This is a genomic window from Pseudochrobactrum sp. sp1633 (genome assembly GCF_030376605.1).
Taxonomy (GTDB): domain Bacteria; phylum Pseudomonadota; class Alphaproteobacteria; order Rhizobiales; family Rhizobiaceae; genus Pseudochrobactrum.
Genome location: NZ_JARRAE010000005.1, coordinates 17701 through 34771 on the forward strand (window position 1 = coordinate 17701; position 17071 = coordinate 34771).

The window sequence follows — 17071 nt, forward strand, 5'->3', positions numbered from 1 at the left end:
CCTCGAATCGGAACAGGTTTTTTATTAATTATTAATGAAAAACACTGGACACAGCGAATCACATTTGATTCATTAGGGTTATTCGGATTTTTCATACCGAATCACTTCAAAGCAACCACTCAGATGAGGGCCACAGGATGGCAAATACCGACGCGTACCGCGCGCCGAATGGTGCCCGTTACACCTCAGAAAGACGCCCGAAGCGCTTCAAGCTTTCCGGTTACGTCTATCTGTTGTCTGGTCCTGCCTATCGCAAGCTCCTGTCGCTTGAGCCGGTTCTGCGCCGCATTGTGCCGGTACTGATCATCGCTTTCCTGATTATTCTGGCCGGTGCGCGCATGCTGTCGCTGCTCAGCCAGCGTGACGAGATTGAAGGTGATGCGCGTCATGAACTCGCTCTCACTGCTGCTCATGTGGCTGCAAAATTGCAAAGCCAGCTTGAAATCACACCTCTTGCCGATAGCAATGATGATTACAGTGCCGTTCAAAATCTGCTTGTGGATTTGCGTTCGCAAGGGCTGATCAGCGGCAATGTCGAGCTCGCAATTCTTGACGAAAGTTCAAAGATTATTGCGGCTCTGAGTTCACGCCAGTTGCTAGGCATTCAGGCCGAAACCTTGCTTTCCGAAGCACAGCCGCTGCTGATGTTTGGCGCGCGTGCCGGTGTATTGCCTGTCAAATACCGCAATGAGGCGGGCTTTGCCGCTTTGGAAAAAGTTGAACCGCAAAATATTCAGGCAGCCGCCGCCGGTGCTTTTTCCGTTCTGACATTCAACACTGAAAAAGCTATTTTTAAAGATTGGCGTCAGGTCGTCTCGCTGAACATCACCCTGTTCGCCGCAACTGCCGGTGTGCTGCTGGCTATCCTCTACGCCTACTTCAGTCAGGCCGCCCGTGCACGCGATGCGGACGACTTTTCCCACCAGATACAAAAGCGTATTGATCTGGCGCTTGCCCGTGGTCGTTGCGGCCTCTGGGATTGGGACATGGCGCGCGGACGTATGTACTGGTCGCGCTCGATGTATGAAATGCTCGGCTATGAATCCGTAGACAGCGTGTTGTCCTTTGGTGATGTGGCAGCGATTGTTAATCCGGTTGACGGCGATCTTTATGAAATCGCAACGCAGGTTATGTCCGGCGAATTGCGTCAGGTCGATAAAGTGCTGCGTATGCGCCATGCAGACGGCTACTGGGTGTGGATGCGGGTGCGCGCGGAAATTGCCAATGAAGGTGATGTGCATCTGGTCGGTATTGCATTTGACGTCAGCGAACAGCACCGCTTTGCACAGGCAACAGTGGAAGCCGACTTGCGTATCCGTGAAGCGATTGAAAGCATTTCCGAGGCTTTCGTTCTCTGGGATGCCGAGAGCCGTCTGGTGATGTCCAACGGCAAATATAATGAATATGCAGGCCTGCCTGCCACAGCCCTGAAAGCCGGCGTAACCCGCGAAGATATTCAGCCGCTGCTACGCCCTGCCGCCTTTGAGCGCCGCATGGCCAATGAAAACGACCGCAGTGGTGCGCAAACTTTTGAACGCCAGCTTGGTGACGGCCGCTGGTTGCAGGTCAACGAACGCCGCACACAGGACGGCGGTCTGGTTTCGGTTGGCACTGACATTACCCAGCTCAAGCTGCATCAGGAACGTCTGGTGGATAGCGAACGCCGTCTGATGGCGACCATTCAAGATCTGAGCCTTGCCCGTAAAGCGGAAAAAGACCGTGTGCGCGAGCTGTCAGAGCTGGCCTCCAAATATGCGACAGAAAAGGAACGTGCGGAAAGCGCGAACCGTGCCAAGTCAGAATTTCTTGCCAATATGTCCCATGAATTGCGCACACCGCTCAATGCGATTATCGGTTTCTCCGAAATGATCTCGGCAGGTACGTTTGGCCCGCTCGGCTCTGACCGTTACGCAGAATACATTCACGACATTCATACCAGCGGCAATTATCTGCTCAATGTTATCAATGACATTCTCGATATGTCGAAGATTGAGGCCGGTCATTTCTCACTGGATCGCGAAGAGATTGATCTTTATCCGTTGATTGAAGAAACCGTGCGCGTGGTTTCCCTGCAGGCTGAGCAGAAACATATTACGGTTGAAACCAGTATTGCCGATACGATAACCGCCAGCGCTGACCGCCGTGCGATCAAGCAGGTGCTGATCAATCTCCTGTCCAATGCGGTGAAGTTCACCGGTGACGGTGGCCGCATTCTAGTACGCGCCCGCAAAACCAACGGTGCACTGATCCTCACCATTAAAGATACCGGCTGCGGTATTCCGCGCGATGCGCTCAAGAAGCTCGGCCATCCGTTTGAACAGGTGGAAAACCAGTTCACCAAGACCCATACGGGTTCAGGTCTCGGCCTTGCTATTTCCCGCTCATTGGCTGAGCTGCATAATGGTGCCCTGCGCATCTGCTCAACCGAAGGTGTGGGCACAATTGTCTCTGTGCGCATTCCGGATCGCGTTGTGCCTGCCGGTACAAACCAGATCAGCAATGATGTTGCAGCCTAAGTTCACCCCTTTAATAGTTGTTTGAACGCCTTGGCGACAGCTTCTGTGGTCTGATCCAGCTGATGCTCGACATGGGCAATATCCGGCAATTCAGCAGCGCGGCACAGCAATTCCAGCAAGCCCGGCAGGTAATCCTCCCGCCCTGTATTATCATCCACGCACAGACGGATAATTTGCGTGAGATTGCTATAGAAATGATGAGCCGTGGCCAGTTCTTCGGCCAGTGCAGGACTGGAAAAATCCGGTTTCAGATGACGCAGGTTTAGCTCTGTGGAAGTGTGACGGATATCTGTCGCCACCTGCCCTGTCAGCACGGCAAACTGGGCAATAAACTCCAGATCGATCAAACCGCCGGAACGCAGCTTCAAATCCCAGGCATCACGCGGCGGCTTTTCACTAGCAATCAGCGTGCGCATATCGGTCATTTCCTTCGCCGTTTTTTTCACCTCTGAAGGAATGGTGAGAATAGCGTCCACTTCTACATCAATCTCATCACAGAATGAGTGGTCACCGGCAATCGCGCGGGCGCGGGTCAGCGCCATATGCTCCCATATCCAGGCATCATTGCGCTGATATTTACCGAAAGCTTCAATATGGGTTGCGACCGGCCCCTTATTGCCGCTTGGGCGCAGGCGCATATCCACTTCATAGAGCACACCCTCGGCCATAGGTGCGGACAGCGCCGCGATCAGACGCTGTGTCAGGCGGATATAATATTGCGATGCGGCAAGTTGCTTCTCGCCGTCCGAATAATCGGCATCTGCGTCGTGATCATAGAGCAGGATAATATCGACATCGGAACCGGCAGTGAGTTCACGGCTACCCAGTTTACCCATGGCCAGAACTGCAATGCGACCACCGGCAATCCGGCCGTGGCGTATCGTGAACTCTTTCATCACCGCGCTCAATGCACGATCGATCATCAGTTCAGCAAGATCAGAAAAAGCCCTGCCCGCACGCACACCGTCAATCGCGCCGGTCAGCAAGCGGATACCAATCAGAAAACGCTGCTCGGCAGCAAAAATACGCAAACGGTCGAGTGTTTCTTCATATGGTTCATCATGGGTGAGGAATGTATCGAGCCGCTCTTCGAGATAGCTGCGCGTTGGCAATTCGGAGAAGATGCGCGGATCGAGCATACCGTCAAAAACATGCGGCTTACGGGTAATGATTTCAGCCAGACGCGGTGCCGCGCTCATCACCAAAACCAGCAGATTGAGCAGTGCCGGATTGGACTGCAACAGGCTGAAAAGCTGAATACCGGATGGCAGACCTTGCAAAAAGCCGTCAAAACGCAGCAGTGCATCATCTGCGCGCTCGGTTGCCGCAAAGGCATTCAGCAAAGCCGGTGTCAGTTCCGTTAAGCGTTCACGCGCTTCTGCCGTTTGCGTTGCGCGGTAACGGCCGAAATGCCATGTGCGGATGATACGACAAATATCGCTCGGGCGCTCAAAGCCAAGTTGCGAAAGGGTTTGTAGCGTATCAGGATCATCCGTCTCACCGGTAAAGACAAGATTGCCGCCACTGCTGCCAAGTTCCGGCGCCTGTTCAAACAATGCCGCATAGTGCTTTTCAACAGTACGCAACACAGCCAAAAATTCCGCTGTGAAACTTTCATTATCCGGATAGCCCATCATCGAAGCGATGCGGCTGAAACCCTCATCATCCTCCGGCAGAATATGCGTCTGTTCATCAGCAACCATTTGGATGCGGTGTTCAACATTGCGCAGAAACTGATAATTGCGGCTCAGCTGATCGCAGGCATTTTCACCCACCCAGCCACGCTCATAGAGCTTGGTCAGCATAACCAGTGTTTGTGAGCCACGCAATTCAGGAAAACGTCCGCCTGCAATCAGCTGCTGTGTCTGTACGAAAAACTCGATCTCACGGATGCCACCGCGCCCGAGTTTCACATTATGCCCACGCACTGCAATATCACCGTGGCCGCGATGGGCATGGATTTGACGTTTGATCGAGTGAATATCGGCAATCGCCGCATAGTCGAGATATTTGCGCCAGACATAGGGCGCGAGTTCTTTGATGAACTGCTCTCCCGAAGCGATATCACCGGCGACTGGACGTGCTTTAATCATCGCCGCGCGTTCCCAGTTCTGGCCGCGCCCCTCGTAATAATGCAGTGCTGCGCTCACCGGAATAGCCAGCGGGGTTGCACCCGGATCAGGGCGCAGACGCAAGTCCACGCGGAAGACATAGCCGTCCGCCGTTCTGTCCTGCAAAATCTTGACCAGCCGCCGCGCCATGCGTGAGAACAGATCAACACATTCATAGGGATCGGTAATTGCCGGACGGGCGCTGTCGATAAAAATAATCAGATCAATATCGGAAGAGTAATTCAGCTCTCTTGCGCCGAACTTACCCATACCGAGCACAATCAGCCCGCTATCTTTTTCAGGATCGTTACGATCCGGCAAAGCCAATTTGCCTTTTGCATCGCTTTCAAGAAGCAGAAATTGTACGGCAGCGCGCAGGCTGGCCTCTGCAAGATCACTCAGCCGATTGGTAGTTTGCATCACATCGGCAAAGCCTGCCAGATCATCCAGTGCAATCAGCACATGAGCGGTTTTCTTGAGGCGGCGCAGTTCCGCCATCAACCGGTTTTCCGTCATTTCCGGGTCAGTACCCAGAGCAGAAATCTGCTCCAATGCCTTTGCCAGCAATGCATCGAGCGGTGCTGTAAACAGGCTTTCCAGAATTTCAGGACAGGTTTCTGTCACTTCCCTCAGGAAGGATGAGCAATCGAGTATGGCTGCTAAAAATCCGGTTTCATCTGCGGTTTCAAGATAGCGGCTCAGAGCGCTGCATCCGCGCTCTGCCGCCGCTCCTGTTAAATTTTGCAGGTAAATCTTTGCCTGTTGCGGGTTCGGAACTGTCAGAGATTTCAGCGAACTATCAAAAAACAAAACACCGGTCATGCTGCAATTCCACCCCAGATTCATACCTGATTACTGTTTTGTCTCAGGCAGGGCAGGAAAAGCAAGAACAACCCGCAGTCCCGGTGAATTATCTTCCAGCATCAAACTGCCGCCATGCAGTTTCATCACTGCTTTTGCCAGACTGAGACCAAGGCCGGAACCGGGCTGCGTGCGGCTTTCCTCAAGGCGCACAAAACGTTCTGTCGCCTGTTCGCGCATCGCTTCGGGAATACCGGCGCCTTGATCAGCAACACTGATCAGCACCTGATCGCCCTCTTGCTTCATCGCCACGGTTATCTTTGTCCGGTTTTCACCACCCTCATCCGCAATCGGTGAATATTTGATCGCATTATCAATCAAATTGGAAATGGTCTGGCCAACCAGCTCACGATTGATCCGCAGGCTGATATCCTCACCGGCCTCAACCACAAGCTCCAGCCCCGCATCTTCCGCAACTGGTTCGTAAAGCTCAGCCACATCATGCAGGATCAGATTGACCGGCAGCACTGCCATATTCTCGGATGAGTAACCGGCCTCAAGGCGCGAAATCATCAGGATTGCATTGAATGTACGGATCAGCTGATCAGACTCGACAATAATATCTTCCAGTGCCGTACGGTATTCTGTATTTTCCTTCTCGCCGGAAAGTGTGGCTTCCGCCTTATTGCGCAATCTTGTCAGCGGTGTTTTCAGGTCATGGGCGATATTATCGGACACATGCTTCAGCCCGTCATTCAACTCCTCAATCCGTCCCAGCATGGCGTTCAGATTGATTGAGAGCCTGTCGAACTCATCGCCTGATCCGCTAACCGGCAGACGTTCACCCAGATCACCGGCCATAATGCGTTGCGAGGAACTGGAAACCTGTTTGAGCCGTAACAGCGCCCTGCGCCCGACAAAATACCAGATCAAAAAAGCACCGATTGCCATGATACCAAGAGCCAGCACCAAAGCGCGGCGCATAATATCGCGGAACAGTTCCGGCTCACTCAGGTCGCGGCCGATCAGTACCCGCATGCCGTTTGGAATGGCAAAGACAATCGCAATCGCTTTGTGTTTTTCGGCATTGCCCTGTTCGCCATAGCGCATATAGGTGAACGGCCGGTCAGACATACCGCTGATATCCAGTACGCCCGGCTCAAGGCTCTCAACATTACCGGCCAGAATACGACCCGCAGGATCCGATATCAGATAGAGAAACGCGCCGGGCTGACGCGAGCGCCGGTCAATAGAGCGCACCAGCAACGGAATACCGCCACGCTCATAGGACTGAGTGACACTTGTCACCTCATCCAGCAGTGCTTTTTGCGTCTGTGCAGTCAGAAAATTGACCGACAGATTTGTCATATAGAAGAACAGCGCCATCGCGCTCAGCAAAAACAGCAGCAGATATAATGCCGACAGCCGAACGGCGGTAGTACGCAGCAATGCGCTCAAACGGCTCATCATTGGCTGTCTGCCGCTTTGGATTTGGTTGCCGGTGTGCCTGCTTTTAACATATAGCCAGCGCCACGCACTGTGTGCAGCAACGGCTCGTCAAAATCTTTTTCGATTTTGGAGCGCAGACGCGAAATATGAACATCAATCACATTGGTCTGCGGGTCGAAATGATAATCCCAGACATTTTCCAAGAGCATGGTACGGGTTACCACTTGCCCTGCATGGCGCATCAGATATTCCAGCAAACGGAATTCACGCGGCTGAAGATTGATATCGGTACCGGCACGGCGTGCTGTATGGGAAAGACGATCAAGTTCCAGATCGCTCACACGATAAACCGTATCCGCCTCTTTCGGGCTGACACGGCGCTGCAACACTTCAACACGCGCCAGCAGCTCTGAAAATGCATAAGGTTTAGTGAGATAATCATCGCCGCCTGCACGCAAGCCGGTAACGCGGTCATCCACCTGCCCCAAAGCAGAAAGAATAAGCGCCGGTGTAGTTTGTCCCTGTGCCCGCAATCCGGCAATAACGGAAAGCCCGTCACGCTTCGGCAGCATCCGGTCGATAATCAGAACATCATAGTGATTGTTTTCAGCAAGCGTATAGCCGGTCTCACCATCACCGGCGACATCTGCAACATGTCCGGCCTCAGCAAAGGCCTTTTCGAGATAACGTGCCGCTTCGCGGTCATCTTCAATAATCAAAATACGCATCAGCGACCCTCAAAGCAGAGTGTAAATTATTGAAAAGGCGGCGCTGTTTAAGCACCGCCTTTTCATGTCTTAACGTATCAGAACAGATCAGCCCTGATCAACAGGCAGAGCAACAAAGCGGTTTTGTCCATTGCTCTGAACTTGCAGCAACACTGCTTTTCTGCCGTTTGACACAGCTTCTTTGATAGCGGCATTAATATCGGATGCAGATTTCACATCTTTATTATTGACCGTCACAATCGTATCGCCTGCACGCACACCTTTATCAGCTGCATCGCTGTCAGGGTCCACATCGGTTACAACAACACCTTTACCGCTGTCATCCGGCGTAACTGTAAGGCCGTAATCATCAAGAGTTTCGCTATTATTTGATGAAGGTGCAGCACTCTTATCGCCTTGCTTCTGGTCATCAGGATATGGCTTAATGTCGATGCTGACAGTTTCAGCCTTGCCTTTGCGCCAGATCGTCAGGTTTGCTTTCTCACCCGGATTGATTGCAGCAACCTTCTTTGCCAGATCACGCGGATCTTTCACTGTCTCATCATTCACGGCTGTAATCACATCACCGGCAACGATACCGGCTTTGGCAGCAGGACCATCAGCTTGCGGTTCAGCAACGATTGCACCCTTGTCTTCAGCAAGACCGATCGAGTCCGCGATTTCCTTGGTGACCGGCTGAATTTGCACGCCGATCCAGCCGCGCTCAACAGAGCCCGTCTTGATCAGCTGATCTACAACTTTGCTGGCTGTGGAAGCTGGAATTGCAAAGGCAATACCAACACTACCGCCGGAAGGTGAGAAGATCGCGGTATTAATACCAACAACCTTACCGGTCAGATCAAAAGCAGGACCACCGGAGTTACCTTTGTTAACGGCCGCATCAATCTGGATAAAATCGTCATAAGGACCTGCGCCGATATCACGACCACGGGCAGAAACAATACCAGCAGTTACAGTACCGCCGAGACCAAACGGATTACCGACAGCGACAACCCAGTCACCGACCTTGACTTTGCTCTCATCGTCGAAGGCGACATATGTGAACTTGCGCTTGTCGTCCACTTTCAGCACGGCAAGATCTGTACGGGCATCGGTACCAATCAGCTTGGCATCAAGCTCTGTGCCGTCATCCATCACGACAGAGAATGAATCGCCGTCTGTTACAACGTGATTATTGGTGACCACATAGCCGTCTTCAGAGATGAAGAAGCCTGAGCCCTGTGCAAACGGGCGGGCGTGACCTCGGTCGCCACGCTTCTGGCGCTTATTAGGACGAGCCTGTTCGCCATCCGGGCCGGATGGATTGCCGAACTCCTTGAAGAAACGCTTCAGAGGATGGCCGTCCGGCAACTGGTCAAGGCCGTCACCGCCAAAAAACTGAGTACGGTCATTGCGCGCAGTCTGTACATCGCTTTTAACGCGCACACTCACCACGGCAGGGCGGACTTTTTCAACCAGTTCAGAAAAACCAGGCTGCGCCTGCGCAGCAACACTGACAGGAGCGGCATGTGCAGTCGTGACAGACGCCAAAGGACCCGTGGCCAGAACAGTTCCTGCCAGAGCGCAAGACAAGAAAATGCGGGTAAGACGGCGCTGGGAAGATGACTTGATATCAGACATAAAATATCTCCTGAGAGGGCAGATAACCTGTAACAGATTACCAATTATTCCTGACAAGAGATAGCTTACCGAACATTACCGGATAATTTCTGAAAGATGAATTTTTCGTAAGGTTCCTGAAAACCGGTTACTTCCCGTCCAGAAGCCTTTCCAGACGCTTTTTTTCTTCATCACTCAGCGGAACAACCGGCGACTGTGAGACGCCGCCCTTACGGCGTGAAATCCAGATAAAGCCAATACCTGCCACCAATATTAATACCGGAAAGCTCCACAGGATGATTGTTCTTTTTTCAAAGCGCGGCTTCAGCAAAACAAATTCACCGTAGCGGCTGACCAGAAAGTCCAACACCTGATCATCCGTATCACCCTGAACAAGTCTTTCACGGACAAGGATGCGCAGATCACGGGCGAGATCAGCATCGGAATCATCGATCGACTGGTTCTGACACACCATGCAGCGCAATCCGGCAGACAAATCGCGCGCACGCTTTTCCAGAACCGGATCGGACAGGACTTCATCCGGATTAACGGCCCATGCCTGTTTCACACTGACAGGAAACAGTGCTGACACGCTCAAAAATGCAGCGAAGAAAAAAATGTAAAATGACTGCCGGCTCAAAGTTTTCAAAACAATCATGTCGCTGCTCCGCTCGCTGCTTTGACGGTTTTTCTGGCTTTTGCCGGTGCCCCAACCCGCAGACGCCGATCCATGAGCGACAACATTCCGCCCAGTATCATTGCAACAGTACCAAGCCAGATCAGCGTTACAAATGGTTTCCACCAAATGCGCACAACCATACCGCCGCCCTCAAGCGCGTCGCCCAATGCGATATAATACTGATTGACGCCACGGGTCAGAATACCAGCCTCGGTTGTCGGCATATTCCGCGCCGGATAAAAACGCTTGGCAGCCATAACCGTGCCAACTGTATTGCCGTTGCTATCCAGCAGAGTGAACGAGCCCTGATCTTCTGTGAAGTTAGAGCCTGTAAACGGTGTTTGTCCGTCATAACGTAATTGATAGCCGGAGACAGGTACGATTTCCCCTGTCTTCATGGTGACGACTTGTTCAGTCCCGAAACTGGTAACAACAACGATACCAAGCAGGGTCATACCAAGTCCCAGATGCGCAAGAGCCGTACCGAAAACGGAACGCGGCAGCCCGAGCAAACGCGGGAATGCCCGTGAAAGCTCAACTTTGCCGAAACCTGCTTTGGTCACAACATCCATCAGGCTTCCGAGCACAACCCATATGGATAAACCGATGCCGAAAGCAGCCCATACAGCGCGGGGATCGATCAGTATTAAAACCAGACCCACGCCAACCAAAGACAGGCCGAACACCCACATCAGACGTTGTGCAACCGCATAAAGATCACCGCGCTTCCACGCCAAAAGCGGCCCGAAAGGCACAGCAGCCAGCAGCGGAATCATCAATGGCCCGAATGTCATATTAAAGAATGGTGCCCCGACGGAGATCTTGGTTCCAGTAAGTGCTTCCAGCAAAAGCGGATAGAGTGTGCCGATCAAAACAGTCGCAGTGGCTGTGCTCAGGAACAAATTATTGAGCACCAGCGCACCCTCACGCGAAACAGGCTGAAACATAGTGCCGGTAGTTAATGTCTGAGCGCGCATTGCAAACAGCGTCAAAGAACCGCCGATGAAAAACACCAGAATAGCAAGAATGAACAGGCCGCGTCCCGGATCTGTTGCAAAGCTGTGTACAGAGGTCAAAACACCCGAACGCACGAGGAATGCACCGAGCAATGACAAGGAGAAGGTGAGCAGTGCCAGCAAAATCGTCCAGATTTTCAAAGCGCCGCGTTTTTCCATCACAATTGCGGAATGCAGCAATGCAGTACCGATCAGCCAAGGCATAAAGGATGCATTTTCAACCGGATCCCAGAACCACCAGCCACCCCAGCCCAGCTCATAATAGGCCCAATAGGAGCCCATTGAGATACCGCCGGTCAGGAAAACCCATGCAGTCAGAGTCCAGGGGCGAACCCAGCGCGCCCATGCCGCATCAATGCGCCCGTCGATCAAAGCGGCGACGGCGAATGAAAAGCAGACCGAGAAACCAACATAGCCGAGGTAAAGCAGCGGCGGATGAATGGCGAGACCAATATCCTGCAGGATCGGATTAAGATCCTGCCCCTCAATCGGCGCCGGAATAACACGGATAAACGGATTGGATGTCAGCAGAATAAAGCTAAGAAATGCTGTGGCAATCCATGCCTGCACAGCCAGAACATTGGCACGCAAAGTATTAGGAAGATTACCGCCAAACACCGCAACCAAAGCGCTGAAGAATGTCAAAATCAGCACCCAGAGCATCATGGAGCCTTCATGATTGCCCCATACGCCGGTGATTTTAAACAGCAATGGCTTCAACGAATGAGAGTTCTCAACCACGTTGAGTACGGAGAAATCCGAGGCCACATACGCCCGTACCAGCATCGCTGATGATAATAAAACAAGTGCGAACACTGCCGCAGCGCATGGCTCGGCAACACTCATCAACCTCATATCATTACGTTTTGCCCCGATAACCGGCAGGAAGGACTGCACCAAGGCAAGAGCCAGGGCCAGCACCAATGCAAAATGTCCGATTTCAACGCTCATCGTTTTTTATCCTGTCTGTTGAATATTGCGCAAAACTAAGAGCCCGCAATACCCAGACTTTGGAATGGGAAAGTTTAAACATGGCTGGCAGCTAAATGCCGGCTCAGTTGCCTTCCCAGACACCTTTTTCCTTCAGACTGTCAGCGACATCTTTAGGCATATAATTTTCATCGTGCTTGGCCAAAACATTATCAGCAATAAAAACGCCGTCAGGTGTAAACCGTCCTTCCGCCACAACACCCTGCCCTTCGCGGAACAGGTCAGGCAAAATACCTTCAAAGGTTACAGTCACCTGTTTGAGCGTATCGGTAACATCAAAACGCACATGTTTGTCCGCGCCGCGCACCACAGATCCGGCCTCTACAAGACCACCAAGACGAAAACGCGCACCGGAAGCAATATCTTCGGCAGTCACATCATCCGGCGTGCGGAAATAACGGATATCTTGACTGAAAGCGATCAACACCAGTCCGATAGCCAGCGCCAGAACCGCCATAGCACCTGAAATTAAAATCAGGCGTTTGCGCTTGCGGTTTCGCATGACCTGAGAAACCCGTGGTTTCGGGTCTTGCACAGATGGTGATGCAGATAGCTGACTATGGGTCACTTCAGTACTCCTGTCGTGTCAATTCCCAACTGCGATGCAGCCTCTTTAAGCCGTTGCATATCCCCCTCCGGCAAGGCTTTCGCAGCATTACGCAGAGCCTCAGTCGCATTGTCCCGCTCGCCAAGAACAGCATAAGCACGCAGCAAACGCTCCCAGCCATCAACATCAGCCGGATTATCACGCAGCTTTTCAGCCAGACCGTCCACCATAGAGCGGATCATATCTTTACGACCCTGCTCATCCAGCGCCGCAGCAGCTTCAACATCTTCTGCCGTAGGACCACGTGGCTGCGGACCGTTATTACCAGCTGCCGGTGATGTATCTGTTTTACCGGATTTCAGATTGGCAATTGTTTGTTCAATATCAGCGCGCCAAAGCGCGTTTTCAGGCGAGGTATTCAGAATGATCTGCAAGACGCCGATTGCATCGTCGCGCTTTCCGGCTTGCAGCAGAGCACGCGCCTTCATCAAAGGCGGACGCACATCTGTCGGCTCCAGCTTGCCTGCATCTTCAAACAGAGAAAGCGCTTCATCCGTTACACGACCATTCGCCTTGATTGTCAGAGCTTCTCCTAGGCCGATCAGGCGATCGATATCTTTGCCCTGCAATTCCAGTGCCTTACGATAGGCATTAATGGAATCATCCACGCGACCAATACGCAAATAAATCGGCGCAAGAATAGCCCAGCCACGACCATCTTCCGGTGAGCGGGCTAAATGCGCCTCTGCCTGTGCGATCAATTCTACCGCACTCTTATCCTGAATTGTATTGCCTTTACGCTCAGCCAATGGCTGCGAAGGCAAATCAGGCGTCCCGATTGCAGAATACAACCCCCAGCTGATGCCAGGGATAAACAGCAATACAAGAACAATAGTCCAGCGCATGTTTTTGCTAAACAGATATGTTTTTTCAGAAGTACCGGCAACCGCATCATCTCCGATCAGAGATGGACCACTCATGCGGCGATCATTTTGCAAAATGCGGCGTGATATTTCGAGACGCGCCTGCTCCGCTGACTGCTCGTCCAGCAAACCACGCGCCAGATCAGAATCAACTTCTTTCAATTGCTGAATATAGACCGAGCGGTTCTCCTCGCCTTGCGCCGCGGACACGATGTCTTTGCGTGTCAGAGGCAGCATCACGATAAGAATTGCAACGAAAGTTAAAAGTGCAGAAACAAGCCAAAAATCCATGATCGGAGACTTAATCTACCTGCACAATAAAACCAACTGCCTGTTGTATAATTATAGGCATATAGGTCATTTGGCCGCAAAGCTTTCATGCGTCAGATTGACAACACAGAGCGGTTACGAACAACAGGCAGAGATCAGGTCAGCGGTGTCCAGCTGCCATCATCATTCCGGCAGGCAGTACCACGCACCAGTTGCGGTGCGCCGTCAACAGTAAAACTATGATTATATTGGCGGCAGTTCTGCGAACCAACCTGATAAGGCTGGGCAGCGGTCACCTCTCCGGAAGCTTTTCCCGAGCGGCCCTTCCATGTGACAGCCTCACCTTTAGGCGCATATTCCAACGCTTTATATTCGGCTTCAACAGCAGCTCTGCGGTCAGCAGGTGCAAGCTGGGTAATCGCAGCACCTAAGATACCGTTGCCCATCGGCGCAAGCACAGCATTGCTCACAGAACTGCCGGTTAAAGCACTTCCGGATGATGTACCGGATACTTTGGAGCTATTGAGTGTAGAGCAGGCTGCAAGAGTAAACAGCGGCAGAATGAAAACAAACTTACGCAATACACTTCCGGAAGACGACTTCATGAGCAATTTAACATCCTGTCAGCAACACTTTGGGTCGCATTATGACTGTTGTCTGCACACTCTGCAATCATTCCATTGACATCTCAACACAAAACAAAAGCCTGAAATGACTATTTTCTGTTTTGAGCCGGATAAAGAGCCTTACGATAAAACACCATAAAAGCCAGAGTCAGCTTTCAACAAGCGGCAAAGTAATCTGCACTGCCAGCCCGCCAAGTGATGCTTTATTCAAACTCAGGTAACCGCCATATTCCCGCACAGTATCCTGCACTATGGCAAGACCCAGCCCCGTTCCCGGCTTACTCTCATCAATGCGCTTACCGCGCTTCAAAGCTTCAGCCATTTTATCCCCAGGCAGACCTGCACCATCATCCTCAATCACTATTTCGAATGCAGCATTCAGTTCTTCAGAGGCCAGTGTTTTTTGCGGATGGCGTAATGTCAGATGGATTTTAGATCGCCCCCATTTGGCAGCATTTTCCATAATATTGCCAATGATTTCCTCAAGATCCTCTTTCTCACCAGCAAAAATTGCATTCTGAAACTGATTGGAAAAAGTAATCTTCAAATGCGGGTTCAGCTTTGAAGTCACACGAATCATGCGCTCCAGAACAGGCGACACAGGCGCACGAAACACAACGCTGTCACGCTGAGCGGCAACCCGCGCCCGCTGCAAATAATGCTGAATTTGCACCTGCATAGCATCACTTTGTTCAACCACAAGCTTGCCTTGCCGCCCGCCAATATTCCGCCCTTCGTTCATCAAAACAGAAAGCGGCGTCTTCAAAGAATGTGCAAGATTGCCAACCTGCGTGCGTGAACGCTCAACGATACGGTGGTTATTTTCAATCAGGGCATTCATTTCCTGAGCGAGCGGGGCAATTTCCAAAGGCAAATCCGCATCAACGCGGTTGCTTCGCCCTTCACGGATATCGGCCAATGTGCGCCGCACATGATCCAGCGGCCGCAAACCGAACAAAATAATCGCCGCATTAATCAGAATACTGCCTAAACCAAACAACCCCAGATAAAGATACAGCCGGTTGCGGAAATCACTGACTTCTTCTTTCACCTCATTCAGGTTGCCCATCACCCGAAAGCGCGCGATTTTATCCGTACTGTCGAGCACCACTTCGGTTTCAACAACCGAAAGCTCCTCATCATGACCAGAATCGACAACATAGCTACGCATAAAGGACTGATCGAAGGGTTCCTCAGCTACAGATTTAACCGGAATATCTTTTGTCCCCAACGAGACTGAGCCAAGATGGCCCTGCACACTTGGCGATACAGGATCAACGGACCAATACCAGCCGGAATCTGCACTTGCATAACGTATCTCGCCCAGTTCCGGCCGGCCATGCAAAACACCTTCCGGTGTCAGACTAACGGCACCGACCAAACTATAAAGATGTGCGGATAACAGGCGCTGGAAACTGCGTTCTGCAGCATCCTGATAAAGCGACTGAATGAGCGTCGCCACGACAACAAGGGCAATAATCACCCAAAAAGTCGACAGCGTTACAACGCGTAACGCCAATGAGCGTAAACCGAGGGCAAAGACCTTCCCGGAGAACAGCCGCATCTCAGTCTTTGCCACCGGCATCATTATCGGAGCGAATGCGATAGCCCATGCCCCGCACTGTCTCGATCATGTCGATGCCCATTTTCTTACGCAAGCGGCCGACAAAAACCTCAATTGTATTGGAGTCACGATCAAAATCCTGATCGTAAAGATGTTCAACCAGCTCAGTGCGGGAAATAACTTCATCCATATGATGCATGAGATATGAGAGCAGGCGAAACTCGTGTGAAGTCAGCTTGAGAGCCGTACCATCAACAGTTGCCTTTGAGGCTTTGGTATCAAGAACCAGTTTTCCGCTCGTAATTTCTGATGAAGCATGTCCTGCCGCACGACGGATCAGTGCCCGTAATCGCGCCAGCACCTCTTCAATATGAAAAGGTTTGGCCACATAATCATCTGCCCCTGCATCAATACCGGCAACTTTATCGCTCCAGCGATCACGGGCAGTGAGCATCAGCACAGGCATAACCCGTCCTTCACGCCGCCAGCGCTCTACAACGCTGATGCCATCCATTTGCGGCAGACCAATATCAAGGATAACGGCGTCATAAGGCTCGGTATCACCCAGAAAGTGCCCCTCTTCGCCATCAAAGGCACAGTCGACAACATAATCGGCATCACGCAGAGCCTCGGCCAGCTGACGATTCAGATCCTTATCATCTTCAACGATCAGAATTCTCATCAGCAAACCTTTTCAATATTTCATCAAGCAGCACAAAACACTGCCTGCCTTGCGAGCAGGCAGCACTTTTTACAGCACATTGTAAAAATGAGCAAACGGAGGAATTACTAAGCGGAACAGACCGGCCAAGTTTTATTTAGCCGGTACAGCAACTTCCACGCGGCGCGGACGCTCTCCGTCCCGTCCCGGAACCAGCACAACAACGATACAAACAGGCGTACCATTCTGCACTGCGGCTGTTGCTTTGGTCAGCGTTCCGCCTTGAGCCGCAGCAACCTGCTGTCCGATAGCAGCACAATCACCGGCAATGCGAAGAACATGTTGCTTTGAAGATGCGGTCTGCGCAAGCTGCGAACCGGCGGGTACATGCCGTTGCAATCCTGCAGCGCCCGCAGATGGAACAATGCTTGTCAAAACTGCTCCGGTCATACCGGCAAGCAGAGTAAAAGCAGCGAAAAATGTGCGAACTGGTTTCTGTGTCATCATAACGCTCACTTTAACGCTTTTTACCTGAATGTTGAATGAACAATATTGTGTATCAGACAAACAGTATCCACCTAGATTTTTCTT

The 17071-nt window shown here is 51.8% G+C and carries 13 protein-coding genes; 1 reads left to right on the forward strand and 12 read right to left on the reverse strand.

Annotated elements, in window-relative coordinates:
- Window positions 1-137: 137 nt before the first annotated feature.
- Window positions 138-2516, forward strand: a complete 2379-nt coding sequence (locus P8H26_RS07070) for a PAS domain-containing sensor histidine kinase (RefSeq protein WP_289632240.1) — start codon at window positions 138-140, stop codon at window positions 2514-2516.
- A 2-nt stretch (window positions 2517-2518) separates the two neighbouring features.
- Here the strand turns inward: P8H26_RS07070 and P8H26_RS07075 are convergent, their stop codons facing one another.
- The 12 genes from P8H26_RS07075 to P8H26_RS07130 all read right to left on the reverse strand — a co-directional run bounded on the left by P8H26_RS07075 (window position 2519) and on the right by P8H26_RS07130 (window position 16987).
- Window positions 2519-5449, reverse strand: coding sequence for a bifunctional [glutamine synthetase] adenylyltransferase/[glutamine synthetase]-adenylyl-L-tyrosine phosphorylase (locus P8H26_RS07075; RefSeq protein ID WP_289632241.1), 2931 nt, complete (start codon window positions 5447-5449; stop codon window positions 2519-2521).
- 30 nt (window positions 5450-5479) lie between these two features.
- Window positions 5480-6898, reverse strand: a complete 1419-nt coding sequence (locus P8H26_RS07080; RefSeq protein ID WP_289632242.1) for an ATP-binding protein — start codon at window positions 6896-6898, stop codon at window positions 5480-5482.
- Entirely contained in the window at window positions 6895-7605 is a 711-nt protein-coding gene (locus P8H26_RS07085; RefSeq protein ID WP_289632243.1) for a response regulator transcription factor, read from the reverse strand. Before P8H26_RS07085 ends, P8H26_RS07080 begins: the two co-directional genes overlap by 4 nt.
- An 87-nt stretch (window positions 7606-7692) precedes the next feature.
- Window positions 7693-9225 (reverse strand): Do family serine endopeptidase, encoded by a 1533-nt coding sequence (locus P8H26_RS07090; RefSeq protein WP_289632244.1) that lies wholly within the window; start codon window positions 9223-9225, stop codon window positions 7693-7695.
- 127 nt (window positions 9226-9352) lie between these two features.
- Window positions 9353-9862 (reverse strand): cytochrome c-type biogenesis protein, encoded by a 510-nt coding sequence (locus tag P8H26_RS07095; RefSeq protein ID WP_374708249.1) that lies wholly within the window; start codon window positions 9860-9862, stop codon window positions 9353-9355.
- Window positions 9859-11850 (reverse strand): heme lyase CcmF/NrfE family subunit, encoded by a 1992-nt coding sequence (locus tag P8H26_RS07100; RefSeq protein WP_289632246.1) that lies wholly within the window; start codon window positions 11848-11850, stop codon window positions 9859-9861. Before P8H26_RS07100 ends, P8H26_RS07095 begins: the two co-directional genes overlap by 4 nt.
- Window positions 11851-11953: 103 nt before the next feature.
- On the reverse strand, window positions 11954-12391 hold the full coding sequence (gene ccmE / locus P8H26_RS07105) for a cytochrome c maturation protein CcmE (RefSeq protein WP_289632447.1): 438 nt from the start codon (window positions 12389-12391) through the stop codon (window positions 11954-11956).
- A 62-nt stretch (window positions 12392-12453) separates the two neighbouring features.
- Window positions 12454-13650 carry a c-type cytochrome biogenesis protein CcmI gene (gene ccmI, locus P8H26_RS07110; protein ID WP_289632247.1) on the reverse strand — a complete coding sequence of 399 codons (1197 nt, stop codon included), beginning with the start codon at window positions 13648-13650 and terminating at the stop codon, window positions 12454-12456.
- Between the two features lie 134 nt (window positions 13651-13784).
- On the reverse strand, window positions 13785-14234 hold the full coding sequence (locus P8H26_RS07115; RefSeq protein ID WP_289632248.1) for a hypothetical protein: 450 nt from the start codon (window positions 14232-14234) through the stop codon (window positions 13785-13787).
- A 169-nt stretch (window positions 14235-14403) separates the two neighbouring features.
- Complete coding sequence (locus P8H26_RS07120; RefSeq protein WP_289632448.1) at window positions 14404-15732, reverse strand: ATP-binding protein; 1329 nt, start codon at window positions 15730-15732, stop codon at window positions 14404-14406.
- A gap of 88 nt (window positions 15733-15820) precedes the next feature.
- Window positions 15821-16501 (reverse strand): response regulator transcription factor, encoded by a 681-nt coding sequence (locus P8H26_RS07125; protein ID WP_289632249.1) that lies wholly within the window; start codon window positions 16499-16501, stop codon window positions 15821-15823.
- Window positions 16502-16633: 132 nt separating this feature from the next.
- A complete protein-coding gene (locus tag P8H26_RS07130) occupies window positions 16634-16987 on the reverse strand; it encodes a hypothetical protein (RefSeq protein ID WP_308446656.1) in 354 nt (117 codons plus the stop codon).
- Window positions 16988-17071: the final 84 nt, after the last annotated feature.